At 62.9% G+C, this 25,056-nt stretch carries 22 protein-coding genes; 7 read left to right on the top strand and 15 right to left on the bottom strand.

Going from position 1 to position 25,056, the window contains the following annotated elements:
• Window positions 1-22 precede the first annotated feature (22 nt).
• The 3 genes from JWV26_RS00720 to puuE are packed head-to-tail and all read right to left on the bottom strand — an operon-like array spanning window position 23 to window position 2,021.
• Window positions 23-526, bottom strand: a complete 504-nt coding sequence (locus JWV26_RS00720) for an ureidoglycolate lyase (protein ID WP_079783443.1) — start codon at window positions 524-526, stop codon at window positions 23-25.
• Between the two features lie 41 nt (window positions 527-567).
• Window positions 568-1,083, bottom strand: coding sequence for a 2-oxo-4-hydroxy-4-carboxy-5-ureidoimidazoline decarboxylase (uraD, locus tag JWV26_RS00715; protein WP_206418159.1), 516 nt, complete (start codon window positions 1,081-1,083; stop codon window positions 568-570).
• Window positions 1,080-2,021: an allantoinase PuuE gene (puuE, locus tag JWV26_RS00710; protein WP_206418157.1), complete on the bottom strand. Its 942-nt coding sequence runs from the start codon at window positions 2,019-2,021 to the stop codon at window positions 1,080-1,082. Before puuE ends, uraD begins: the two co-directional genes overlap by 4 nt.
• 402 nt (window positions 2,022-2,423) lie before the next feature.
• Here puuE and uraH point away from each other — a divergent pair, with 402 nt between their 5' ends.
• A complete protein-coding gene (gene uraH / locus JWV26_RS00705; RefSeq protein WP_072425641.1) occupies window positions 2,424-2,777 on the top strand; it encodes a hydroxyisourate hydrolase in 354 nt (117 codons plus the stop codon).
• Between the two features lie 312 nt (window positions 2,778-3,089).
• Here uraH and JWV26_RS00700 read toward each other — a convergent pair whose 3' ends face one another.
• Window positions 3,090-4,430: an NCS2 family permease gene (locus tag JWV26_RS00700; protein WP_206418155.1), complete on the bottom strand. Its 1,341-nt coding sequence runs from the start codon at window positions 4,428-4,430 to the stop codon at window positions 3,090-3,092.
• A gap of 592 nt (window positions 4,431-5,022) precedes the next feature.
• Between JWV26_RS00700 and JWV26_RS00695 the strand changes: the two genes are divergently transcribed.
• Window positions 5,023-5,790 (top strand): GntR family transcriptional regulator, encoded by a 768-nt coding sequence (locus tag JWV26_RS00695; RefSeq protein WP_003243324.1) that lies wholly within the window; start codon window positions 5,023-5,025, stop codon window positions 5,788-5,790.
• Between the two features lie 325 nt (window positions 5,791-6,115).
• Here JWV26_RS00695 and guaD read toward each other — a convergent pair whose 3' ends face one another.
• The 6 genes from guaD to JWV26_RS00670 form a co-directional block, all read right to left on the bottom strand.
• Window positions 6,116-7,417, bottom strand: coding sequence for a guanine deaminase (guaD, locus tag JWV26_RS00690; protein WP_206418153.1), 1,302 nt, complete (start codon window positions 7,415-7,417; stop codon window positions 6,116-6,118).
• A gap of 117 nt (window positions 7,418-7,534) precedes the next feature.
• Window positions 7,535-8,380 carry a xanthine dehydrogenase accessory protein XdhC gene (gene xdhC / locus JWV26_RS00685; protein WP_206418151.1) on the bottom strand — a complete coding sequence of 282 codons (846 nt, stop codon included), beginning with the start codon at window positions 8,378-8,380 and terminating at the stop codon, window positions 7,535-7,537.
• Entirely contained in the window at window positions 8,377-8,508 is a 132-nt protein-coding gene (locus JWV26_RS24480; protein WP_277425995.1) for a hypothetical protein, read from the bottom strand. Before JWV26_RS24480 ends, xdhC begins: the two co-directional genes overlap by 4 nt.
• Before the next feature lie 133 nt (window positions 8,509-8,641).
• Window positions 8,642-11,038, bottom strand: coding sequence for a xanthine dehydrogenase molybdopterin binding subunit (gene xdhB, locus JWV26_RS00680; RefSeq protein ID WP_206418149.1), 2,397 nt, complete (start codon window positions 11,036-11,038; stop codon window positions 8,642-8,644).
• 24 nt (window positions 11,039-11,062) lie between these two features.
• Window positions 11,063-12,502: a xanthine dehydrogenase small subunit gene (gene xdhA, locus JWV26_RS00675; RefSeq protein WP_206418148.1), complete on the bottom strand. Its 1,440-nt coding sequence runs from the start codon at window positions 12,500-12,502 to the stop codon at window positions 11,063-11,065.
• A gap of 324 nt (window positions 12,503-12,826) precedes the next feature.
• Window positions 12,827-13,954, bottom strand: a complete 1,128-nt coding sequence (locus JWV26_RS00670; RefSeq protein ID WP_206418146.1) for an alkane 1-monooxygenase — start codon at window positions 13,952-13,954, stop codon at window positions 12,827-12,829.
• A 232-nt stretch (window positions 13,955-14,186) separates the two neighbouring features.
• Between JWV26_RS00670 and JWV26_RS00665 the strand changes: the two genes are divergently transcribed.
• The 4 genes from JWV26_RS00665 to ligA all read left to right on the top strand — a co-directional run bounded on the left by JWV26_RS00665 (window position 14,187) and on the right by ligA (window position 21,797).
• Window positions 14,187-14,846 (top strand): GntR family transcriptional regulator, encoded by a 660-nt coding sequence (locus tag JWV26_RS00665; protein WP_206418144.1) that lies wholly within the window; start codon window positions 14,187-14,189, stop codon window positions 14,844-14,846.
• 6 nt (window positions 14,847-14,852) lie between these two features.
• On the top strand, window positions 14,853-18,341 hold the full coding sequence (smc, locus tag JWV26_RS00660; protein ID WP_206418143.1) for a chromosome segregation protein SMC: 3,489 nt from the start codon (window positions 14,853-14,855) through the stop codon (window positions 18,339-18,341).
• A gap of 213 nt (window positions 18,342-18,554) precedes the next feature.
• Complete coding sequence (gene zipA / locus JWV26_RS00655) at window positions 18,555-19,376, top strand: cell division protein ZipA (RefSeq protein ID WP_093050953.1); 822 nt, start codon at window positions 18,555-18,557, stop codon at window positions 19,374-19,376.
• Window positions 19,377-19,436: 60 nt separating this feature from the next.
• Entirely contained in the window at window positions 19,437-21,797 is a 2,361-nt protein-coding gene (ligA, locus tag JWV26_RS00650) for an NAD-dependent DNA ligase LigA (RefSeq protein ID WP_206418142.1), read from the top strand.
• A 173-nt stretch (window positions 21,798-21,970) separates the two neighbouring features.
• Here ligA and JWV26_RS00645 read toward each other — a convergent pair whose 3' ends face one another.
• The 5 genes from JWV26_RS00645 to JWV26_RS00625 all read right to left on the bottom strand — a co-directional run bounded on the left by JWV26_RS00645 (window position 21,971) and on the right by JWV26_RS00625 (window position 24,737).
• Window positions 21,971-22,339: a glutaredoxin family protein gene (locus JWV26_RS00645; RefSeq protein ID WP_072425631.1), complete on the bottom strand. Its 369-nt coding sequence runs from the start codon at window positions 22,337-22,339 to the stop codon at window positions 21,971-21,973.
• Between the two features lie 65 nt (window positions 22,340-22,404).
• Window positions 22,405-22,950, bottom strand: coding sequence for a GTP cyclohydrolase I FolE (gene folE, locus JWV26_RS00640; RefSeq protein WP_074680367.1), 546 nt, complete (start codon window positions 22,948-22,950; stop codon window positions 22,405-22,407).
• Window positions 22,951-23,027: 77 nt separating this feature from the next.
• Complete coding sequence (locus tag JWV26_RS00635) at window positions 23,028-23,585, bottom strand: Smr/MutS family protein (protein WP_206418140.1); 558 nt, start codon at window positions 23,583-23,585, stop codon at window positions 23,028-23,030.
• A gap of 153 nt (window positions 23,586-23,738) precedes the next feature.
• Window positions 23,739-24,059, bottom strand: coding sequence for a hypothetical protein (locus JWV26_RS00630; RefSeq protein ID WP_017679226.1), 321 nt, complete (start codon window positions 24,057-24,059; stop codon window positions 23,739-23,741).
• Window positions 24,060-24,140: 81 nt separating this feature from the next.
• Window positions 24,141-24,737 (bottom strand): cysteine hydrolase family protein, encoded by a 597-nt coding sequence (locus JWV26_RS00625; RefSeq protein WP_017679227.1) that lies wholly within the window; start codon window positions 24,735-24,737, stop codon window positions 24,141-24,143.
• Between the two features lie 155 nt (window positions 24,738-24,892).
• Between JWV26_RS00625 and JWV26_RS24475 the strand changes: the two genes are divergently transcribed.
• Window positions 24,893-25,021: a hypothetical protein gene (locus JWV26_RS24475; protein WP_017679228.1), complete on the top strand. Its 129-nt coding sequence runs from the start codon at window positions 24,893-24,895 to the stop codon at window positions 25,019-25,021.
• Window positions 25,022-25,056 lie beyond the last annotated feature (35 nt).

Raw genomic sequence — 25,056 nt, 5'->3', positions numbered from 1 at the left:
GCACGCCAGCCCCGGGCTTCTCTTATTGGTGGGGGTTGAGGAGAAGGAGCTCGTCCTCATTGAAGAAATGCTCATCGCAGTTGTTGCCGGAACCACTGCGATCAACCACCAGGAAGTCATCCCGCTTTTCGATCGTCAGCACCGGGTGGTGCCAGACGCCGCGATGGTAATTGATGCCCTGCCTGCCATTGCTTAGGAAGGCACGGACGGACCCTGATACAGGTACATCGCCAACTGGCGCGACCACGATCAGAAAGGGGTTGCCGAGCAGCGGAATGAAAGCCTGGCTGCCCAGCGGATGGCGTTCCAGCATGCGGATGGTCAACGGCATCTCGAGCGACTCGGCGCTGAAGATGCTGATGATGGCCTGGTCCTCCGGCTGTGCGGTCTGCACCGTGGCCAGCTTGTGATAGCGGCGGGTGGAACCGTTGTTGATCATGAAGAAGTCGCTGCCGTCGGTTTCGATCACGTCACCGAAAGGGGCGAAGGCTTCTTTGCTCAGGGGCTCGATGGTCAGGCTACGCATGGCTGTTCTACTTGTTCTGTTCGGGTGGGGGACTGCAGCGCTTACAGCTGCTGCAGGCGGAACATGGCGATCTTGTTGATCTCGGCCAGGGCGGTGGCGAACTCCTGCTCCGGCGTGTTGTGAATGCGCTCCTCGAAGGCGGCCAGGATCTGGTGGCGGTTGCTGCCCTTGACGGCCTTGATGAAGGGGAAGCCGAACTTGGCCTTGTAGGCGTCGTTGAGTTCGGTGAAGCGGGCGAACTCCTCGGCGGTGCATTCGTGAATGCCGGCGCCGGACTGCTCGGCGGTGCTGGAGGCGGTCAGCTCGCCGCGCACGGCGGCCTTGCCGGCCAGATCCGGGTGCGCGTTGATCAGTGCCAACTGAGCCTCATGACTGGCGGACAGGAGGATATCGGCCATGCGCTGTTGCAGGCTGTCGATGTCGTCCACGCTTTCGTCCAGGCCGAGGTCATAGGCTTTCTCGGCCACCCAGGGCGAGTGCTCGTAGATGTCGGCGAAGGCGGCAACGAAGGCCTCGCGGCTGAGCTGGGAAGGGGTAAGGGTCTGGAAACGGCTCATGGGCGGTTCTCTTGTTCGGTCGCGCGGAAGGGGTGGGTGGCATGCCAGTGCCTGGCGATGTCGATGCGGCGGGCGCACCAGACCTTGTCGTGGCTTTTGACGTAGTCGATGAAGCGCGCCAGCGAGGCGAGGCGCGCAGGGCGGCCGAGCAGGCGGCAATGCATGCCGATCGACAGCATTTTCGGTGCGCCGGCTTCACCCTCGGCGTAGAGCACATCGAAGGCATCCTTGAGGTATTCGAAGAAGTCGTCGCCCTTGTTGAAGCCCTGTACCTGGGTGAAGCGCATGTCGTTGGTGTCCAGGGTGTAGGGGATCACCAGGTGCGGCTTCTCTGTGGTGCTGGCCGGGTCCCAGTAGGGCAGGTCGTCGTCGTAGGTGTCGGAGTCGTAGAGGAAACCGCCTTCCTCGCGCACGATGCGTCGGGTGTTCGGGCCCAGGCGCCCGGTGTACCAGCCCAGCGGGCGTTCACCAGTCAGCTCGGTGAGAATACGGATGGCCTCGAGCATGTGCTCGCGCTCGGTGGCTTCGTCCATGTTCTGGTAGTCGATCCAGCGATAGCCATGGCTGCAGATCTCATGCCCGGCGGTGACCATCTCGTGGATCACCTCGGGGTGACGCTGGGCGGCCATGGCCACGGCGAAGATGGTCAGCGGGATGTCGTGCTTCTTGAACAGGTTGAGCAGGCGCCAGACACCGGTGCGGCTGCCGTACTCGTAGAGCGACTCCATGCACAGGTTGCGCTGACCCTGCAGTGGCTGAGCGGCGACCATCTCGGAGAGGAAGGCCTCGGACTCCTTGTCCCCGTGAAGAATGTTGCGTTCACCGCCTTCTTCGTAGTTGAGCACGAAAGACAGGGCGATGCGGGCATCGCCCGGCCAGTGCGGGTGGGGAGGGTTTGCGCCATAGCCGATCAAATCGCGTGGGTAATCAGCGTTCACTGCAGTCTTCCTATCTGGAACGTTGCGGTCTCTGCGTGCCGGGTAATCGACGGCTACGCGACCGGGATGAGTAATTGTATACAAAGTTAGTTGCCGTTTGTAAATCGACTTTTCATCATTTTCTTCTCTGCGTGCCACAGCGAAAAAATTGCCGAGGTGGTCAGCAATGCGCGCTGGTTATGCCGTGGCTGCTGGCTGGCGATGATGTGAGCAGTGATCCGGTTTGGTGCATGGATAGCATTCCAATTGGATTTATTGTGTACAATTTATTGGAAAAATGTTTTATATTCGATCTGCGTGCTATCCTGCCACTGCGTCGGAGCACTGCGACGAGCCGATTTCAACAGAGTAGAGGAGGTGTGGTGTTCGTAGGGCGCCAGGCGCCGCGGGCATCCGAGACCCATGGGACGTTTGACTACACATGTACTGGATGCCGCGCACGGCTGCCCAGGGAGTGACATCAAGGTCGAGCTGTACCGCGTTGAAGGCGCGCAGCTGGAACTGATCAACAGCGTTACCACCAACCACGACGGCCGTTGCGATGCGCCGGTGCTGCAGGGTGATGACTACCGCACAGGCGTCTACCAACTGCATTTCCACGCTGGTGACTACTACCGCGCCCGTGGCGTGAAACTGCCGGATATGGCATTTCTCGATGTCGTGGTCCTGCGCTTCGGCATCGATGCCGGCCAGGAGCACTACCACGTGCCGCTGCTGATTTCTCCCTACAGCTACTCCACCTACCGCGGTAGCTGAGTGACTGGCGGGCCAGACGCCTGCCAGACGAATGCTTGTCACCCTCAGACTCGTTTGAGTCCTTACGCCCGCTCACACTGCGGGCTTTTTTTCGTCTGCGTGTAGGGTGCGCCGTGCGCACCGTAGCCCCACGTGGCACCGTGCAGCGCTTTGAAGCTGGTGCGCGCGGCGCACCCTACGAGCGAACCGTAGCCCGGATGAAAGTCGGGGCCGGCGATATGCTTGCGACGAGCTCGCCTGCCTGCGGTTGACGGGCCAAACGAAAAGCCCCGGCACAGGGCCGGGGCTTCGATCAGCGCGGGGTGTTTGCCGTCAGAGGAAGGCGAACTTGGCGATGAAGATCACGCACAGCACGTACAGGCTCAGCGAGACCTTGTCGCTTTGTCCGGTCAGCAGCTTCAGCGTCGCGTAGGTAAGAAAGCCCAGGGCGATACCGTTGGCGATGGAGAAGGTCAGCGGCATCATCACCACGGTCACGATGGCTGGGATGGTGTCGGTGTGGTCCTTCCAATCGATGTGCGCCATGCCGCTCATCATCAGCATCGCCACGTAGATCAGCGCGCCTGCGGTGGCGTACGCCGGGATCATGCCGGCCAGCGGGGCGAAGAACATCGCCGCGAGGAACAGGATGCCGACGGTGACGGCGGTCAACCCGGTGCGGCCACCGGCGGCCACGCCCGAAGCGCTCTCGACGTAGCTGGTCACCGGCGGACAGCCGACCATGGCACCCACCACGCTGGAGGTGGAGTCGGCCTTCAGCGCCTTGGACAGGTTGTGGATCTTGCCGTCCTCGTCCACCAGGTTGGCGCGGTGGGCAACGCCCATCAGGGTGCCGGCGGTGTCGAACATGTTCACGAAGAGGAAGGCCAGGATCACGCTGATCATCGCCACATTGAATGCGCCGGCGATATCCATGGCCAGGAAGGTCGGCGCCAGGCTCGGTGGCATCGACACCAGGCCGCCATATTCCACCAGGCCCAGGGCCCAGCCCAGGGCAGTGACGCCGAGCATGCTGAAGAGGATGGCGCCGAACACGTTGCGGTGGCTGAGCACGGCGATCAACAGGAAGCACACCGCGGCGAGCAGCGCAGAAGGATTGCCGAACGAACCCATGGTCAGCAGGGTAGCCGGGCTGTCGACGACGATGCCGGCGGTCTTCAGGCCGATCAGACCGAGGAACAGGCCGACCCCGGCGCCCATGGCGAAGCGCAGGCTCATCGGGATGCTGTTGAGCAGCCATTCGCGAATCTTCGACAGGCTCATGATCATGAACAGCACGCCGGAGATGAACACCGCGCCCAGTGCGATCTGCCAGCTGTAACCCATTTCACCGACGACGGTGTAGGTGAAGAAGGCGTTCAGGCCCATGCCCGGCGCCAGGCCCACCGGCCAGTTGGCATACAGGCCCATCAGGAAGCAGCCCAGGGCTGCGCCGATGCAGGTGGCGACGAAGGCGGCGCCATGGTCGATACCAGCGCCGGCCATGATGTTGGGGTTGACGAAGATGATGTAGGCCATGGTGACGAAGGTCGTGAGGCCCGCCAGCAGCTCGGTCTTGATGGTGGTGCGGTGCTCGGTCAGTTTGAAGAAGCGGTCGAGCAGGCCGCCCCTTGCCAGTTGATTCGCGTGTTGTTCTTGTTTGACGCTTTCCACAGCGGGTACTCCTCATCTCTCTTGTTGTGTACCGCCCAGAGCCTTGCGCAAGAACAATGCTCTCTGAGGCAGGCGGTGTTTTCGGTGGTGCTTCCTGGCTAAGTTGTTGACCGAGCGGTCAAGAAGTCACTCGAGCGCGATTATGAGGTTGTATACAAAAAATGCAATTAATGTTTTTAATGTTGCATTAATCGCGCCAGTCGAACCTGCGGGTGGATAAGCGGATGGATTTGGCGACAATCCCATCAGAGATTTAAATAAAATGCTTATAAAACAAATGGATGGGATTCTTGCTCGATTGAGGGCGACGCTCGATCGAGCGTCGTCTCGGCAGACTGGCCGGGTTCTTAGCCGCTAATGAACTGAGAGGACGGCTGTATATAAAGAAAGAATTTATTGTTCTGCGCTCAGAGGTGGGTGATATGCGGGCGAGGTCAGCTATGACGTCATACAACGAATGGTGTGATGGCTGATTGACTTGTGTACAATTGCCTGAATTTTTTTCTGATGTTTTTTCGCTCGGAGCTTGTCAGCTACCGGGTAGAACACAGTAGAGTCGCAGTGTCGCCGACTCTCATTGACGCGAGCCAGAATGAACGATCAATTGCAGCCACTGAAGAAGCAGCCGCGTGCGGGTAAAAGCAGCCGCAGCGGGACTCAGGACGATGTCGTATATGCCCACATTTTCGATGCCATTCTCGAGCAGCGCCTGGCACCTGGCACCAAGCTGAGCGAAGAGGCGTTGGGTGAGATCTTCGGCGTCAGCCGCACCATCATTCGCCGCGCGCTGTCGCGCCTGGCCCACGAGGGTGTGGTGCTGCTGCGCCCGAACCGTGGCGCGGTAGTCGCCAGCCCGAGCGTCGAAGAAGCGCGGCAGATTTTCTACGCACGCCGCCTGGTCGAACGGGCCATCACCGAACTGGCCGTCGAGCACGCGACAGCCGAGCAACTGGCCGAACTGCGGCAGATGGTCAAGGACGAGCAGGACAGCTTCTCCCGTGGTGATCGCGGTGCCGGCATCCGCCTGTCCGGCGAGTTCCACCTGAAGCTGGCCGAGGCCGCGCGCAATGCGCCGCTGGTGAGCTTCCAGCGCAGCCTGGTGTCGCAAACCTCGCTGATCATCGCCCAGTACGAAAGCGGCAGCCGCTCGCATTGCTCCTACGACGAACACAACCAGCTGATCGACGCCATCGAGGCGCGCGACGCTGAGCGTGCGGTGCACCTGATGATGCACCACATGGATCACATCGACAGCAAGCTCAACCTGGACGAAGAAAGCGCCTCGGACGATCTGCACGCGGTGTTCTCGCACCTGCTGCAGACCAAGAAGAAGCCCGGCCGCAGCGCTGCCAATCGCTGATTCGTTGTGTGTAATCAAGAAAGCCCCGCTGCGCGAGCATCGGGGCTTTTTCATTTGTAGCGAATCCCTGACGTAGGGTGCGCCGTGCGCACCAGGGTCAGGTGAAATTGGTCGGTGTGCTCGATCTGGGAACGGTTGATTTTTCAGTAGGGTGGGTTAGCCGCTTATCACCGCTACCGGCCGTTTCGCCGTGCCCGGTGCGGCGTAACCCACCATCGGCGCACCGTTCTCATCCGTGCCCTTACGATTAGCGTTCAGCGCCGCAAATCCACCCTACGCGCAGTAGCATCCGGCGCCACCTTAGGCGGCCTCACGCACCCTACGCTTAGCGCTGGTGCACCGACACGCCCGCGGCGAAGGTCTCTTTCACGGCGCGATCGTCACCGAGCATGGTCAGGGCGAACAGGCGTTCTTCCAGGCTCTTGGCCTGCTGCATGCGGTAGCTGATCAGCGGCGTGGCGTTGTAGTCCAGCACCAGGAAGTCGGCGTCCTTGCCGGGCAGGAAGTTGCCCAGCTTGTCGTCCAGGTACAGCGCATTGGCGCCGCCCAGGGTGGCCAGGTACAGCGACTTGAACGGGTCGAGCTTCTTGCCTTGCAGCTGCATCACCTTGTATGCCTCGTTCAGCGATTGCAGCTGGCTGAAGCTGGTGCCGGCGCCGACGTCGGTACCCAGGCCGACGCGCACCCCATGCGCCTCCAGCTTGTTCAGGTCGAACAGGCCGCTGCCGAGGAACAGGTTGGAGGTCGGGCAGAAGGCCACCGCCGAGCCGGTTTCGGCGAGGCGCTTGCACTCGTCGTCGCACAGGTGCACGCCATGGGCGAACACCGCGCGCGGGCCGATCAGCTTGTGGTGGTCGTAGACGTCGAGATAGCCCTTGCGCTCGGGAAACAGTTCCTTGACCCATTCGATTTCCTTGCGGTTCTCGGACAGGTGGGTGTGCATGTACAGGTCCGGGTATTCGCCCAGCAGCTTGCCGGCCAGCTCCAGTTGCTCCGGTGTACTGGTCGGGGCGAAGCGCGGGGTGACCGCATAGTGCAGGCGGCCCTTGCCGTGCCAGCGTTCGATCAATGCCTTGCTCTCGGCGTAGCCGCTTTCTGCGGTATCGGTCAGGTAGTCCGGGGCGTTGCGATCCATCAGCACCTTGCCGGCGATCATGCGCAGGTTGAGCGCCTGGGCCGCCTCGAAGAAGGCGTCCACCGACTGCGGATGCACCGTGCCGAACACCAGGGCGGTGGTGGTGCCGTTGCGCAGCAGTTCCTTGAGGAAGATCGCCGCCACATCACTGGCATGGGCCTTGTCTTCGAACTGCTGCTCGGTGGGGAAGGTGTAGGTGTTGAGCCAGTCCAGCAGCTGCTCGCCGTAGGAGGCGATCATGCCGGTCTGCGGGTAGTGGATATGAGTGTCGATGAAACCGGGGGTGATCAGCGCGTCGCGATGGTGCTGGATCTCCACGCCGGCCAGCTTCGGCAGCAGCTCGGCAGCTGCGCCGACCTGAGCGACCTTGCCGTTTTCGATCAGCAGGATGCCGTCCTCGAAATATTCGTAGGACTGCTCGACACCGACCGCGGCGGGGTCGGCGAGGATGTGCAGAATGGCGGCGCGGTAGGCTTTGATGTTGGTGGTCATCTATTACGTCTCGATTGGGGCAGGCAGTGCGTAGGGTGTGCTGTGCGCACCACGGGCAATGCGGTGTTATCGGTGCGCGCGGCGCACCCTACTGGGCGCGCCGCGAATTAGGCAGAGTCAGGACCGGCGCGAGGCCGGCAGCAGCTTGGCGACGCTGGATTCACCTTTCTTCACGTCCTGGCCGGCTCTTTTTTCACCAAACAGGGCGTTATAAGTGGCGATCACCTCGCCGGCGATGGACACGGCAATTTCCACCGGCAGCTTGCCTTTCACTTCAGCCAGGCCCATCGGGCAGCGCATGCGCGCCATCAGGGTTTCCTCGAAGCCGCGCTCGCGCAGGCGGTGCTCGAACTTGACGCGTTTGGTCTTCGAGCCGATCAGGCCGTAGTAGGCGAAGTCGCCGCGTTTGAGGATCGCCGCGGTCAGCTCCAGGTCGAGTTGGTGGTTGTGGGTCATGACGATGTAGTAACTGCCGGGCGGCATGTTCTCCACCTCGTCGATCACTTCGTCACCCACGATCTTCTCCACGCCGGCGGGGATGTGCTCGGGAAATTCATTTTCCCGCGAGTCGATCCAGCGCACCTTGCACGGCAGGCTGGCGAGCAGCGGCACCAGTGCACGGCCGACATGGCCGGCGCCGAACACGGCGATCTGCGCCTGTGGCTGGCCCATCGGCTCGAACAGCAGCACGGTGGCGCCGCCGCAGCACTGGCCGAGGCTGGCGCCGAGAGAGAATCGCTCTAGGCGGGTGTCCTGGCTGCGCGTGGCAAGCATCTCGCGCGCCAGTTCCATGGCCTTGTATTCCAGGTGACCGCCGCCGATGGTCTCGAAGATGCGCTCGGCGGTGACCACCATCTTCGAGCCGGCATTACGCGGCGTCGAGCCGCGCTCTTCGATGATGGTCACCAGAACGCAGGCTTCACCTTTTTGCTGCAGCTCGGCGAGGGCGCTGATCCAGCTCATTTGCTCAGCCTCCAGGAAGGCGTGGTCTGTCCCGGGCGCGGCAGGCGCCAGTTGCTCGGCGACGGATCGAGAATCGGCTCCGGCGCCGGGCGAGCGGGTGGATTATTCGGTTCGGTGTGTTTTGTCATTGTTGTACACCTGCTTTGTTCTTCATTCACGCCTCTGGTGGACAACGCTTCGCGGTTGTCCACCCTACGAACCGTCGTAGGGTGGATCGGGGCGCGTAGCTGTCGCGCAGCACATCCACCATAGTGTTTAGCGTTACGCCGGTTCGACCTCGGCAGCGTTGGCGGCCTTGGCCTGAGCCTTGAGCTGGCGCATCTGCTCCACACCCCAGAGCACGCGCTCAGGCGTGGCCGGGGCGTCGATCTGCGGTTGCACCCTGTAGTCCGCCAGGCTGGCCACGGCGTCCTTGAGGGCGCACCAGGCGGCGATGCCGAGCATGAACGGCGGCTCGCCCACGGCCTTGGAGTGGAACACGGTGTCTTCCGGGTTCTTGCGGTTTTCCACCAGCTTCACGCGCAGGTCGATGGGCATGTCGGCAATGGCCGGGATCTTGTAGCTGGCCGGGCCGTTGGTCATCAACTTGCCCTTGGCGTTCCACACCAACTCTTCCATGGTCAGCCAGCCCATGCCCTGGACGAAGGCGCCCTCGACCTGGCCGATGTCGATGGCCGGGTTCAGCGAATCGCCGACGTCGTGCAGGATGTCGCCGCGCAACATGCGGTATTCGCCGGTCAGGGTGTCGACCAGCACTTCCACGCAGGCCACGCCGTAGGCGTAGTAGTAGAAGGGGCGGCCGGCGGCCTTGTCGCGATCGTAGTAAATCTTCGGGGTGCGGTAGAAGCCGGTCGACGACAGCGAGACCTGGCCGAAGTAGGCCTTCTGGATCATCTCTTCGAACGACAGGAAGTGATCACGCACGCGCACCTGCCCGTTGCGGAATTCGACGTCTTCCGGGGTGACCTTGTATTCGCGTACGAGGAAGTCTACTAGGCGCTGTTTGATGGTCTCGGCCGCGTTCTTCGCCGCCATGCCGTTGAGGTCGGCGCCGCTGGAGGCCGCGGTCGGCGAGGTGTTGGGCACCTTGTCGGTGTTGGTGGCGGTGATCTGGATGCGCTCGATATCGACCTGGAACACCTCGGCCACCACCTGCGCCACCTTGGTGTTGAGGCCCTGGCCCATCTCGGTGCCACCGTGGTTGAGGTGGATCGAACCGTCGGTATAGATGTGGATCAGCGCGCCGGCCTGGTTGAGGAAGGTGGCGGTGAAGCTGATGCCGAATTTCACCGGGGTCATGGCCAGGCCTTTCTTCAGCACAGGGCTCTTGGCGTTGAAGGCGCGGATTTCTTCCCGGCGCTTGGCGTACTCGCAGCTCTGCTCCAGCTCGGCGGTCATTTCGTGAATGACGTTGTGCTCGACGGTCTGGTGGTAGTGGGTGACGTTACGCTCGGTCTTGCCGTAGTAGTTGAGCTTGCGCACTTCCAGCGGGTCCTTGCCCAGGCTGCGGGCGACGGCGTCCATCACTTCCTCGATGGCGACCATTCCCTGCGGGCCGCCGAAACCGCGGTAGGCGGTGTTCGACGCGGTGTTGGTCTTGCAGCGGTGACCGTTGATGGTGGCGTTGCCGAGGAAGTAGGCGTTGTCCGAGTGGAACATGGCGCGGTCGACGATGGAGCCGGACAGGTCCGGCGAGTAGCCGCAGTTGCCGGCCAGGTCCATCTCGATGCCGTGCAGCAGGCCGTCGTCATCGAAGCCGACGTCGTACTCGACGTAGAAGGGGTGACGCTTGCCGGTCATGCTCATGTCTTCCATGCGCGGCAGACGCATCTTGGTCGGCCGGCCGGTGAGATGGGCGATCACTGCGCACAGGCACGCCGGGCCGGCGGCCTGGGTTTCCTTGCCGCCGAAACCGCCGCCCATGCGACGCATGTCGATGACGATCTTGTTCATCGGCACGCCGAGCACTTCGGCCACCAGCTTCTGTACCTCGGTGGGGTTCTGCGTCGAGGTGTAGACCAGCATGCCGCCGTCTTCGGTGGGCATGACCGAGGAAATCTGGGTTTCCAGGTAGAAGTGCTCCTGGCCGCCGATATGCAGGGTGCCCTGCAGGCGACGCGGGGCGCTGGCCAGCTTGCTGGCCGAGTCACCGATGCGGTGGGTGTGGCTGGCGAGCACGAAATGCTTCTTGCGGTAGGCCTCGACGACGTCGAGCACCGGCTCCAGGTCTTCGTATTCGACGATGGCGGCCATGGCCGCCTTGCGCGCGGTTTCCAGACTGTCAGCGGCTACCGCCAGCACCACCTGGCCAACGTACTCGACCTTGCCGTCGGCCAGCAGCGGGTCGCCGGCGACCACCGGGCCGATATCCAGCTGGCCCGGCACGTCATCCTTGGTGATGGCGATGGCCACGCCCGGAAACTCGTAGCATGGGCGGGTGTCGATGCGCAGGATGCGCGCATGGGCGCGATCCGACTGGCGCGCGTAGACGTGCAACTGGTTGGGGAATTCCAGGCGGTCGTCGACATAGACCGCTTCGCCGGACACGTGCTTGTCCGCGCTCTCGTGCTTGACGCTACGGCCGACGCCGCTGGTCATGCCAGCGCGGAACAGGGCGGCCAGCTCTTCCTGGGATTTGTGTTCGATATGACTGGACATCTTCGTCTCCAAAAATCTCTGCGCTTAGGCGTAGGCCGTGACCCGGGTTTCGATCTCGGGCGACTGCTGCTCCAGGAAGAACTTGCGCAGCAGGTTCTGGGCAGTGAGCAGGCGGTATTCCTTGCTGGCGCGGAAATCCGACAGCGGGGTGAAGTCCTCACCCAGCGCTTCGCAGGCACGTTCGATCACGCCCGGATACCAGGCCGAGCCGACCAGAGCCGCTTCGCAGGCGCTGGCGCGTTTGGGGATGGCGGCCATGCCGCCGAAGGCAATGCGCGCTTCGGTGACCACGCCGTCGATGATCGTCAGGTTGAAGGCCGCGCAGACGGCGGAAATATCGTCGTCCAGGCGCTTGGACACCTTGTAGGCACGGAACGCCTGGTTGGCTTGGGCGCGCGGCACGATGATCTTCTCGATGAATTCGGCTTCCTGGCGCGCGGTCACCTTGTAGTCGAGGAAGTAGTCCTGCAGCGGCAGGATGCGCCGCGTGTTGCCCTGGCGCAGAGCAATCTGCGCGCCGAGGGCGATCAGCAGCGGCGGGGCGTCGCCGATGGGCGAGGCGTTGCCGATGTTGCCGCCCAGGGTGCCCTGGTTGCGGATCTGCAGGGAGGCGAAGCGGTGCAGCAGCTCGCCGAAGTCCGGGTACTCGCGCGACAGCGCTTCGTAGCAGTCGGACAGGGCCGCGGCCGCGCCGATCTCGATGGCTCTGTCGGTCACCTCGATGCGCTTCATGTCTTCGATATGGCCGACGTAGATCATCACCGGCAGTTCGCGGTGAAACTGGGTGACTTCCAAGGCCAGATCGGTGCCGCCTGCCAGCAGGCGGGCTTCGGGGTTGGCGGCATAGAGGTCGGCCAGGTCGGCCACGGTCAGCGGCACCAGGCAGCGCTTGTCGCCACTGTTGAGCTCGGCAGTTTCACGCGGGGCGATGGCCTTGAGCTGGGCCGCGGTGTCGCTTTCGAAGGCATCGAACTGATCCGGCTGCTTCTGGCAGCAGGCCTGCTCGGCGGCGTCGATGATCGGGCGGTAGCCGGTGCAGCGGCACAGGTTACCGGCCAGGGCTTCCAGGGTCTGGCCCTTGTCGTACCCCGTGGAGTTCTTCTGCAGGGCGAACAGCGACATGATGAAACCGGGGGTGCAGAAGCCGCACTGCGAGCCATGGCAGTCGACCATCGCCTGCTGCACGCTGTGCAGCTTGCCTTGATGCTTGAGGTCTTCGACGGTGATCAGTTGCTTGCCGTGCAGGCTGGAGACGAAGGTCAGGCAGGAGTTGAGGGTGCGATAACGAACGCGGTCGCCATCGAGCTCGCCCACCACCACGGTGCAGGCACCGCAGTCGCCGGAGGCGCAGCCTTCCTTGGTTCCGGTCTTGCCGACGTGTTCACGCAGGTAGTTGAGCACGGTGACGTTGGGGTCCAGGGCATGCTCGGTGCGCAGCTCCCGGTTGAGTAAAAACTGGATCAAGGACGACCTCCAGGCACTTTATTGTTATGAATCGTTTGGCTCGCCGGGTATGTGCACGCATTGCAAGGCCCGGACGTGATTGGCCATGGAGGCAATCTAGAGTTTTCTGACTTTTGGGTCAACAAATATTTGACCCTGTGGTCAGCTGCTTGTCATGCAAATCGGTTATGAGGCCGCCATGCGTTCAGCGTAGCGACTTTCATGCCAGCGTAGGCGCACCCTACAAGGCCAAATCGCTGCATCAACAAGCAAATACGACATAGCCAAAACAAAACCCCGGGAGCCTGCGCTGCCGGGGTTGGGATGGGGAGGGCGGCTCAGGGCTTACGTCAGCTCGCTTAGCTGATGTTCCTCGCCGGCGTAGTAAGCGCGGACCTTGGGATCCATCACCGCGCGCCACAGCGGTGGGAAAAGGGCGAGTACGATCATTCCGGCATAGCCATTGGGCAACTGCGGGCTGTCGTCGAAATGACGCAGCACCTGATAGCGGCGTTTGGCATAGGCATGGTGGTCGGAATGGCGCTGCAGGTGGAAGAGAAATAGGTTGGTCAGCAGAAAGTTGCTGTTCCAGGAGTGGTGCGCATTGGTGCGCTCGTAGCGGCCATTGTCCAGTTTGCGCCGGTGCAGGCCGTAGTGCTCGACGTAGTTGACGATCTCCAGCAGGGTAAAGGCGATAAACGCCTGGCCGAGGAAGAACAGGGCGCCGAGCGCGCCTAAGGCCAGGGTGAAGCCCAGCAGGAACAGTGCGCTGATGGCGTACCACCAGATCAGCTCGTTGCGCCAATGCAGGGCCGGTAAGCCGCGCCGCTTGAGACACTCGGCTTCCAGCTTCCAGGCGTTGAGGAAATTGTGCTTGTAGGCATGCGGCAGAAAGGCGTACAGGCTCTGGCCGAAGCGTGAGGAGGAGGCATCCTCGGGCGTGGAGACGTGAACGTGATGACCGCGCACATGTTCGACCTTGAAGCCGGCGTAGCACACCGCGGCCAGCAGCAGGCCGCCGGCGTTCTGCTCCAATTCCGGGTCCTTGTGGATCAGCTCGTGCGACACGGTGATGCCGATGGCGCCCATCACCGTGCCGACCGACAGCATCCAGCCGAGCTGGCCGACCCAGCTCCAGCCCTCGTAACTGGCGAATATCCAGCCACTCCACACCAGCATCGCCAGCAGCAGCGGCACCGTGGCCAGACTCAGCAGTCGGTAGTAGCCCTGGGCTTCGAGGGCCGGCACTTCGTCGCGCTCATCCGGGTTGGCCGGGTCGCGACCGACAATGAAGTCCAGCAAGGGAATCACACCGAACACCACGCTGATCACCAGCCAGGACCAGGCGTCGGCGTGAGTGCTGCCCTGTGACCAGTAATAGCTCAGGGGAATGCCCAGTACCGGGATCAGCCAGATCCAGTAGCCGACCTTCTTCAGGGCGAGCATCCAGCGCGACGGCAGGCGTTCGAACATCGGATTCTCCAAGTCATTATTGTTCTGGGTTTTACCTCAGATTGTAGGACGATCCATTTTCGTGGCCAGACTTCCACGGCCAACCTTTAGAACGGAAAGTGCCCCGCGGGGACGCTTGGCGGGGTAACACCCTGTGTTACACTCGCCGCCAGATTTTCTTGCTCCCGCCCAGCCGTGGCGGGGCTCCCAGACTCGACCGCCTGCCCCTGGATCGACGCAAATAAGGAATGTCATGACGTTCAAGGCCCCGGACAGCCTCGCCGAGCAAATTGCCCATTACCTGGCCGAACGCATCATTCGCGGTGAGCTCAAGGAGCGTGAGCGCATTCAGGAGCAGAAGGTTACCCAGGCCCTCAACGTCAGCCGTGGTTCGGTGCGCGAAGCGCTGCTGATTCTCGAGCGTCGCCACCTGATCGTGATCCTGCCGCGTCGCGGTGCCCAGGTCAGCGAACTGACCCCGCACCACGTCACCAGCCTCTACGCACTGAGCATCGAGCTGTACGCCATGCTGGCCCGCGCGGTGATCGAGCGCTGGAAGGTGGAAACCGACCTGGCGCCCTTCATCGATATCCAGCGGCGCCTGCTGGCCAGCCTGGAGCGTGGCGATATCGGCGCCTTCGTCGAGAACAGCTTCGACGTGATGCGCGCGGCCTTTCCCTTCGCCGACAACCCATACCTGCAGGAAACCCTGGAGAACCTGCTGCCGGCCATCAGCCGCACCTACCACCTGGCGCTGGAGCGGCGCAAAGGCGAGATGGGCCAGTTCATGGGCACCTTCGCCAGCCTGCTGCAGGCGATCATCGGCCGTGACCATGCGCGTGCACGTGAGGTGCTGCTGGCCTATGGCGAACACAATTGCCAGCTGGTGCTGGCAACCCTGGCCGAGCGCTAAGCCCAGATGCGCCTGAAAAGCATCAAGCTGGCCGGCTTCAAGTCCTTCGTCGATCCGACGACGGTAAGCTTTCCCAGCAACATGGCGGCGGTGGTCGGGCCCAATGGTTGCGGCAAGTCGAACATCATCGACGCCGTGCGCTGGGTGATGGGTGAAAGCTCGGCGAAGAACCTGCGTGGTGAGTCGATGACCGACGTCATCTTCAACGGCTCCAACACACGCAAGCCGGTGACCCAGGCCTCCATCGAGCTGATTTTCGACAACAGCGACAACTCGCTGGTGGGCGAATACGCGGCCTTCGCCGAGATTTCCATTCGCCGTCGGGTGACCCGCGACGGGCAGAACACCTACTTCCTCAACGGCACCAAGTGCCGGCGCCGCGACATCACCGATATCTTCCTCGGCACCGGCCTGGGGCCGCGCAGTTACTCGATCATCGAGCAAGGCATGATCAGCAAGCTGATCGAGGCCAAGCCCGAGGAGCTGCGCAATTTCATCGAGGAAGCCGCCGGCATCTCCAAGTACAAGGAGCGCCGCCGTGAGACCGAGAACCGCATCCGCCGTACCCAGGAGAACCTGGAGCGCCTGAGTGACCTGCGTGAAGAGCTGGAGCGCCAGCTCGAACGTTTGCACCGTCAGGCCCAGGCGGCGGAGAAATACCAGGAATACAAGGCCGAGGAGCGCCAGCTCAAGGCGCAACTGCTGGCCCTGCGCTGGCAGAGCCTGAACCAGCAGGTTGGCAGCCGCGAGCAGGTGATCGGCGATCAGGAAGTGGCCTTCGAGGCCCTGGTGGCCGAGCAGCGCAGCGCCGACGCCAGCATCGAGCGCCTTCGCGATGGCCATCACGAATTGAGCGAGCGCTTCAACCTGGTGCAGGGTCGCTTCTATTCCGTGGGTGGCGATATCGCCCGCGTCGAGCAGAGCATCCAGCATGGCCAGCAGCGCCTGCGCCAGTTGCAGGATGACCTGCGCGAGGCAGAAAAGGCGCGCCTGGAAACCGAGTCGCATCTGGGCCACGACCGCACCCTGCTGGCCACCCTCGGTGAAGAACTGGAAATGCTCCTGCCCGAGCAGGAGATGACTGCCGCTGCTGCCGAGGAATCTGCCGCCAGCCTGGAAGAGGCCGAGGCCGCCATGCATGGCTGGCAGGAGCAGTGGGACGGCTTCAACCAGCGCAGCGCTGAACCGCGTCGTCAGGCCGAAGTGCAGCAGTCGCGCATCGCCCAGCTGGAACAGAGCCTGGAGCGCCTGGCCGAGCGTCAGCGCCGCCTGAACGAAGAATTGCAGCAACTGGCGGCCGACCCGGAAGACGCCGCCATTCTCGAATTGAACGAACAGCTTGCCGCTGGCGAGCTGGAGCACGAAGCGCTGCAACAGGCCGAAGAGCAGCAGGCCGAGCGCCTGCAGCAACTGCGCGAGGAACTGCAGCAGGCTGGCCAGGCCCAGCAGCAGGCGCAAGGTGAGCTGCAGCGCCTGAACGGCCGTCTGGCGTCGCTGGAGGCGCTGCAACAGGCGGCGCTCGATCCAGGGCAGGGCGCCGGCGAGTGGTTGCGCGAGCATAACCTGCTGCAGCGTCCGCGCCTGGCCGAAGGGCTGCGCGTGGAGGCCGGCTGGGAGCTGGCGGTTGAGACTGTCCTTGGTGCCGACCTGCAGGCCGTGCTGCTGGATGATTTCGCCGGGCTGGATTTCGCCGCGCTGGAGCAGGGCGAACTGCGCCTGGCCAGCCCGGCTTCGGGCGGTGCGCGCCGCGCCGGCAGCCTGATGGACAAGATCGAGTCGAGCCACGACCTGTCGCCCTGGCTGGCCAGCGTGCGCCCGGTGGAATCGCTGGAGCAGGCGCTGGCGGCCTGCGCGCAATTGGCCGAGGGCGAAAGCCTGATCAGCCGCGACGGCTACTGGGTCGGCCGGCATTTTCTGCGCGTGCGCCGTGCTGCCGAAGCTGATAGCGGCGTGCTGGCGCGCGGTCAGGAGCTGGAACGCCTACAGTTGGAGCGCGAGGAACGTGAAGCAGCCCTGGCGCAACTGGATGAACGCCTGCTGGCGCTGCGCGACGAGCAACGCCTTCAGGAAGAACAGCGTGAACAGCAGCGCCGCCAGGGTCAGGAACTGGCGCGCCAGCTGAGCGAGCTGAAGGCAAAGCTGTCCGCCAGCCAGGCCAAGGCCGAGCAACTGGGCCTGCGCCGTCGCCGTTTGCAGGACGAACTGCAGGAAGCGGCCGAGCAGCGCGAGATCGAGCAGGAGCAACTGGGCGAATCGCGCCTGCAGTTGCAGGACGCACTGGACGCCATGGCGCTGGATAACGAGCAGCGCGAAAGCCTGCTGGCCAGCCGCGACAGTCTGCGCGAGCGCCTCGACCGTGTGCGTCAGGACGCGCGTCAGCACAAGGACCATGCCCATCAACTGGCGGTGCGCGTCGGCTCGCTCAAGGCGCAGCACGACTCCACCCGCCAGGCGCTGGAGCGTCTGGAGATGCAGGCCGAGCGCCTGCATGAGCGGCGCGAGCAGTTGTCGCTGAATCTGGAAGAGGGCGAGGCGCCGCTGGAAGAGCTGCGCATCAAGCTCGAGGAATTGCTCGAGCGGCGCATGGCGGTGGACGACGAACTGCGTCAGGCGCGTTTGGCGCTGGAGGACGCCGATCGCGAACTGCGCGATGCGGAGAAGCGCCGCACCCAGGCTGAACAACAGGCGCAACTGCTACGCAGCCAGCTGGAGCAACAGCGCATGGATTGGCAGTCGCTCAACGTGCGGCGCAAGGCATTGGCCGACCAGCTCGCCGAGGACAACTACGACCTGCACGGGGTGATCGCCACGCTGCCGGCCGAAGCCAGCGAGAGCGCCTGGGAAGAAGAGCTGGAGCGCATGGCCGCACGCATCGCCCGTCTAGGGCCGATCAACCTGGCGGCCATCGACGAGTATCAGCAGCAGTCCGAACGCAAACGTTATCTGGATGCGCAGGACGCCGATCTGGTCGAAGCGTTGGAAACCCTGGAGAACGTCATCCGCAAGATCGACAAGGAAACGCGCAATCGTTTCAAGGACACCTTCGATCAGATCAATGGCGGTTTGCAGGCACTCTTTCCAAAAGTTTTCGGTGGCGGCAACGCTTATTTGGAACTCACCGGCGAAGATTTACTCGATACCGGTGTGACCATCATGGCGCGGCCCCCGGGCAAGAAGAACAGCACCATTCATTTGCTCTCCGGTGGAGAGAAAGCATTGACTGCTTTGGCACTGGTGTTTTCCATCTTCCAGCTCAATCCGGCGCCGTTCTGCATGTTGGACGAAGTGGATGCACCGCTGGACGATGCCAACGTCGGGCGCTACGCGCGACTGGTCAAGGAGATGTCAGCCACGGTGCAGTTCATCTACATCACCCACAACAAGATTGCCATGGAAATGGCCGATCAGTTGATGGGGGTCACCATGCACGAGCCGGGTTGCTCGCGTCTGGTGGCGGTGGATGTCGAGGAGGCGCTGGCGATGGTGGAGGCGTGATGGCAGAGCGCCGCGAGATTAACTGAATACAGGCAAAACCTTATGTGGCTCCCTGTGTAAAGTTGCCTTTCGTCGTGCTAGCTTATTGCCCACTTTTGTTACACGCGGAAAACGTCAGACAGAACATGAAGTTGGCGCCGCGTTTTATAGTCGAGTTGTGATCCGGTTGATTGGATCTTTTTTTCACCAGAATTTTTAAGGGTCAGGTATTTCATGGAATTCGGTCTGCGCGAGTGGCTGATCGTTATTGGCATCATCGTTATCGCTGGCATTCTTTTCGACGGCTGGCGCCGTATGCGCGGTGGCAAGGGCAAGCTCAAGTTCAAGCTGGACCGTAGCTTCGCCAACATGCCGGACGACGACAGTGATCCAGATCTGCTCAGTACACCGCGTGTGGTGCAGCGCGACCACGAACCGCAGCTGGATGAAGACGATCTGCCGTCGATGACTGCCAAGGACCTGCCACGTCGTCCACGCAACGAGCCGCAACAGGGCGACCTCAATCTGGCTGTCGACGAGCCGGTGCCGACCTTGCTCAACCCGGTCGATGACGAACCCGTCGAGCCGAAGAAAACCTCCAAGCCGGCTGCCGATGCCGCACCGGTAGAAGAGGTGCTGGTGATCAACGTGGTCGCCCGCGACGATTTCGGCTTCAAGGGCCCGGCACTGCTGCAGAACATCCTCGAAAGCGGCCTGCGCTTCGGTGAGATGGACATCTTCCATCGTCACGAGAGCATGGCGGGTAATGGCGAGGTGCTGTTCTCCATGGCCAACGCACTCAAGCCGGGCACGTTCGATCTCGACGATATCGAAGGCTTCAGCACCCGCGCGGTGAGCTTCTTCCTCAGCCTGCCTGGCCCGCGTCACCCGAAGCAGGCCTTCGACGTCATGGTCGCGGCCGCGCGCAAGCTGGCCCACGAACTGGGTGGCGAGCTGAAGGATGACCAGCGCAGCGTGATGACCGCGCAGACCATCGAACACTATCGCCAGCGCATCGTCGAATTCGAGCGCCGGCAACTGACCCAGAAACGCTGACCCGTACACGAAGTCGAAAGAGAGCAGCCAAGGCTGCTCTTTTCGTTTGAGAGACCGAGCATGACCGACGCCGCCCAACGTATTTCCGAACTGCGCAACGAACTGGACGCGCACAACTACCGTTACTACGTGCTGGATGAGCCGAGCGTGCCCGATGCCGAGTACGACCGCCTGTTCCGTGAACTGCAGGCGCTGGAGGCCGAGCATCCGGAGCTGGTCACACCCGAGTCGCCGACCCAGCGCGTCGGCGGCGAGGCGCTCAGCGCCTTCGGCGAGGTGCGTCACGAAGTGCCGATGCTCAGCCTGGGCAACGCCTTCGAGGAAGACGACCTGCGTGCCTTCGACCGCAGTGTGCAGAACGGCCTGGGCGTTTCGGGCGGCGATCTGTTCGGCGGCGGCGCCGAAATCGAGTACAGCTGCGAACCCAAGCTCGACGGCCTGGCCGTCAGCCTGCGTTACGAGAATGGCCAGTTGGTGCGCGGTGCGACGCGTGGCGACGGCAGCACCGGTGAAGACATCACCAGCAACGTACGCACTATTCGCAACGTGCCGCTCAAGCTGCAGGGCGAGGGCTGGCCGCAGGTTCTGGAAGTGCGCGGCGAAGTGTTCATGCCCAAGGCTGGTTTCGAGGAACTGAATGCGCGGCAGGCCGAGAGTGGCGGCAAGTCCTTCGCCAACCCGCGTAACGCTGCTGCCGGCAGCCTGCGCCAGCTCGACCCGAAGATCAGCGCCAGCCGCCCATTGGAGTTCTGCTGCTACGGCGTCGGCCAGGTCAGCGGCGAGCTGCCGAGCACCCAGGTGGCCATGCTGCAGCAGCTCAAGGCCTGGGGCGTGCCCATCAGTCGCGAACTGAAGCTGGCCAAGGGCGTCGAGGCTTGCCTGGATTACTACCGCGATATCGGTGAGCGGCGCATGAGCCTGGCCTATGACATCGATGGTGTGGTGTTCAAGGTCAACAATATCGAGGACCAGCAACAGCTGGGTTTCCGTGCGCGTACCCCGCACTGGGCCATCGCCCACAAGTTCCCGGCGCAGGAAGAGCTGACCGAGCTGCTCGACGTGGAGTTTCAGGTGGGCCGTACCGGTGCGGTCACGCCGGTTGCGCGCCTGAATCCGGTCAAGGTGGCCGGTGTCATGGTGGCCAACGCCACCCTTCACAACATGGATGAAGTGGCGCGCCTCGGCGTGATGATCGGCGATACGGTGATCATTCGCCGTGCTGGCGACGTGATCCCGCAGGTGATGGCCGTGGTGCCCGAGCGTCGCCCGGAGAACGTGCGCCCCGTGCATATCCCCGAGCAATGCCCGGTTTGCGGCTCGGCGGTGGAGCGCACGCAACTGGTCAAGCGCAGCAAGGGCAAGGAGTCGGTCAGCGAAGGTTCGGTGTATCGCTGCGTCGGTCGCCTGAGCTGCCAGGCGCAGCTCAAGCAGGCGATCATCCACTTCGTCTCGCGCCGTGCCATGGATATCGAAGGCCTCGGCGACAAGACCATCGAGCAACTGGTGGACGAGAAGCTGATCGCTTCACCGGCCGACCTGTACAAGCTGACCTTCGAACAGATCATCGGCCTGGAAGGCTTCGCCGAGGTGTCCAGCAACAAGCTGCTGAAGGCTATCGAGGACAGCAAGCGGCCGACCCTGGCGCGCTTCATCTATGCCCTCGGCATCCCCGATGTGGGCGAGGAGACCGCCAAGGTACTGGCGCGCTCCCTGGCCTCGCTGGAGCGTGTGCGTCAGGCGCTACCGCAGGTGCTGACCTACCTGCCGGACATTGGTCTGGAAGTCGCGCACGAGATCCACAGCTTCTTCGAAGATGAGCACAATCAGCAGGTGATCAGCGCCTTGCTGGGCGAATGCGGTCTCGAACTGCAGGAAGAGGGAGAGCTGAGCGCCGAGTTCTCGGCCGTCGCCACCCTTGGGGGCATGCTCGACAAACTGAACATTCCCTCTGTTGGCCCAGGCGCGGCGCAGAAGCTGGCGGAGCGTTTCGGCAGCCTGGACGGCGTGCTTGGCGGCGATTGGCTGGACATGCGTCAGGCGCTGCCGGAGAAACAGGCCAAGGCTGTACGCGAGTTCTTCGACAATGCCGATAACGCCCAGCTCGCGCGCGCGATCGAGCAGCAACTGCGCGATTTTGGCATGCACTGGGAAAGCGAGAAGAAAGTTGCCGAAGGCCTGCCCCTGGCCGGCCAGACCTGGGTGCTCACCGGCACTCTGGAAGTGATGAGTCGCGACGTGGCCAAGGGCAAGCTGGAAAGCCTGGGCGCCAAGGTGGCCGGTTCTGTCTCGGCCAAGACCCACTGCGTGGTGGCCGGGCCAGGTGCCGGCTCGAAGCTGGCCAAGGCCAGCGATCTGGGGGTGAAGGTGCTCGACGAAGCGCAGTTCCTCGACCAGCTCAAGGTCTACGGTATCGAACCCTAATGGGCTGTTCGCGAGCAGAGCTCGCTCCTACAGCGGCGAAGCGGCGCCGATCTTGTAGGAGCGGTTTCAGCCGCGAAATGACCGGTGCAGGAGCTCCAAGGCTCCCGGATTGCATCCGGGCTACGGTTCAGCGCAACGGTGGATCGATGGCACCTGATTCGCCTCCACCAGCGTCAGCCCGCGAAGCGCTGATCCAGATAGGCGATTATCGCCTTGGATTCGTACAGCCAGGTACTCTGGCCGTTTTCCTCAATGCGCAGGCACGGCACCTTGATGCGGCCGCCGTGCTGCTCCAGCGCCTGCCGGTGTTCGGCATCGTTCTTGGCGTCGCGCAGCTGCACCGGCAGGTTCAGGCGGTGCAGGCTGCGCCTGACCTTGACGCAGAACGGGCAGGCGTGGAACTGGTACAGCGCCAGATTGGCCGTGGCGCGTTCGACCTCGGCTTGCGCCTCGGGGCTGCGCTTTAGCTTGCGCGGGCGGCTGATCCAGTCGGCGAACACGACCAACTGACCCAGGCCAATACGAAGGGCTTTGAGCAACATGTTTCTAACTCCTGAAATGCCGACGGCCGTTCACCGAAGTGAGCGGCCGCCGTCTGGGGCTTGGCTCAACGAACCAGATTGAGGAATTCGCCGCGGGTTGCCGGGTTGCTGCGGAATTCGCCGAGCATCACCGAGGTGACCATGGAGGAGTTCTGCTTCTCCACGCCGCGCATCATCATGCACATGTGCTGCGCTTCGATGACCACCGCCACACCCAGTGCGCCGGTGACCTGCTCGACCGCTTCGGCGATCTGCCGGCTTAGGTTTTCCTGGATCTGCAGGCGGCGGGCGTACATGTCGACGATGCGAGCCACCTTGGATAGGCCGAGCACCTTGCCGTTGGGAATGTAGGCAACATGAGCCTTGCCGATGAACGGCAGCAGATGATGCTCGCACAGCGAGTAGAGCTCGATGTTCTTGACCAGCACCATTTCGCTGTTGTCGGAGCTGAACAGCGCGCCATTGGTGACCTCTTCCAGCGTCTGCTGGTAGCCACGGCAGAGGTACTGCATGGCCTTGGCGGCGCGCTTGGGCGTGTCCAGCAGGCCTTCGCGGGAAACGTCCTCGCCAAGCTGGCCAAGGATCGCGGTGTACTGTTGTTCCAGGGACATGGAAAATCCTGTTGGGTATCGAATGGGCGCAGGGTAGGGCGCCGACAGGGGCCTGGCAAGAGTGCCAGGTTCTCTGATTACTCGTCGCGACCATCCATCATGGTGCGCTTGAGGATGATATACACCGCGCCGGTGCCGCCGTGCTTGGCCAGGCAGGAGCTGAACCCCAGCACCTGCGGGTGCTGGCGCAGCCAGGTGTTCACATGGCTCTTGATCATCGGCTTGCGCCCATCCATGCGCACCGCCTTGCCGTGGGTGACGCGTACGCAGCGAATCTCCAACTTGGTGGCTTCGGCGAGAAACTCCCACAGCGTGTCGCGCGCCTTCTCGACGCTCACGCCGTGCAGGTCGAGGCTGCCGTCGAACGGAATCTGGCCCAGCTTGAGCTTGCGCATCTGACCGTCCTGCACGCCGTTGCCGGCCCAGTACAGCGGGTCTTCAGCGCCAACGTCGATGACGAACTGGTCGGATAGCCCGTCCACCTTGATCTCGCCCTGACTGATGGTCGCAGCCTGGCGCAGGGTGTTGAACTGTTTACGATCAGTTTTGGGTTTGCCGGTATCGGCGCGGTCGTGCTTGATCGGCTTGACGCCGCGCAGCTCGGCCTGGAACAGGGAAAAGTCGTCGTCTTGCATCGGTGGCTCCGCGAAACAGGCTGGCATTTTACCCAAATGCCAGCCGTGTAAGCGTAGAAAGACGAATTTGTAGGAGCCAGCACTGATCCTGTCGGTGCAAAGCATCGCTGGCACGCCAGCTCCTACAGTTGCACGCGCTGTGTTTTCGGGTGATCAGTCACGCTTCTTCATCAATGATGGCGACAGGCTCAGATCGCTGGGGCGACGCAGGCGTCTGCGGCAGCGACGCCAGAAGGCGATGCCGGCCCACAACAGGAACAGGCCGAGCAGCAGCAGGACGGTGGCCTCGCCAGTGGAGTCGTTGAGCGTACCCAGTACCGGCGCGCGGCCTGCCAGCGAGGCGACGCCCGCCATCGCCAGCAGAATGCCGAAGGCGGCGAGCAGGGCGCCCAGGCCGGCCCCGATACGCAGGCGCCAGTTTTTCGGCCGGCGCGGGCGCAAGCGGCGTGCATCGAAATCGTCGGACAGCTTCATTCCGATTTCCTTTGGCTTATCGCCGGTATGACCGGCTGGTCGTGTCCGGGTTCCGCAGCGCTGGCGATACTGCTACAGGTTTCACACCAGCGATTTGGCGTGTGGCACCAAGGTGGCGAAATTGTCGCCCAGCGCGATCATCTCGATACGATGTACCTCGGCGGCGGCAATCACGCTGCCGTCCGGTGCAGGCAGGTCGCGGGTAGCGCAGGCAGCATCGACCAGGGTGCAGCGGTAGCCATAGTCCTTGGCTGCGCGAACGGTGGTGCTGACGCTGGAGTGGGTCATGAAGCCGCAGACGATCAGATCGAGATGGCCGAGTGCTTGCAAACGATCATGCAACTCGGTACCGGCAAAGGCGTTCGGCAGGCGTTTCTCAACGACGATCTCGCCCGCCAGCGGGGCTGCTTCCGGCAGGTGGCGGCCACGTGGGCCGCTGGGGTCGAGGAGGCCGCCGGGAATGCCGAGGTGTTTGACGTGAACGATGTCGGCACCGGCACTGCGCGCTGCTGCCAGCAGACTGGCGATCTCTGCCAGTGCGGGGTCCAGGCCCGGCAGCGCGAGGACGCCGCTGCGGTACTCTTCCTGGGCATCGATGATCAGCAGGGTCGCATTGTTCAGGCTGGCCGGTGCGTGGCCACGACCGGTGAGCTGGAACATGGTTTGCGGATGGGACATCTCGGGCTCCTGGCTGATGGTGATGATGTGCCATTGTCCGCTTGCCAGGGCGCTCTGTGAACCTCTATCTGCGCCAAGGCTTGCTCGGTGCATTTTGCCGGAGCAGAATCGGAACTGCCCTGAAGGACTCAGGGTCGTACGCAAAAGGAGTTGCCATGTCACTTTTGTCGCAGTTTTCCCCGCATTTCTGGCTTTTGTTCTCCATCGCCGTGGCCATCGCCGTTCTGCGCGAGCTACGCCGTCCCGATGACGATGCACTGCGTAAGAAGCGCGAGCGCTCATGAACGCTCGTTAACCGGTCATTCATGCGCTGGCCACC

It is taken from the genome of Ectopseudomonas toyotomiensis, assembly GCF_017167985.1.
GTDB lineage: Bacteria > Pseudomonadota > Gammaproteobacteria > Pseudomonadales > Pseudomonadaceae > Aquipseudomonas > Aquipseudomonas toyotomiensis.
This window is presented reverse-complemented; position numbering and strand designations above follow the sequence as displayed.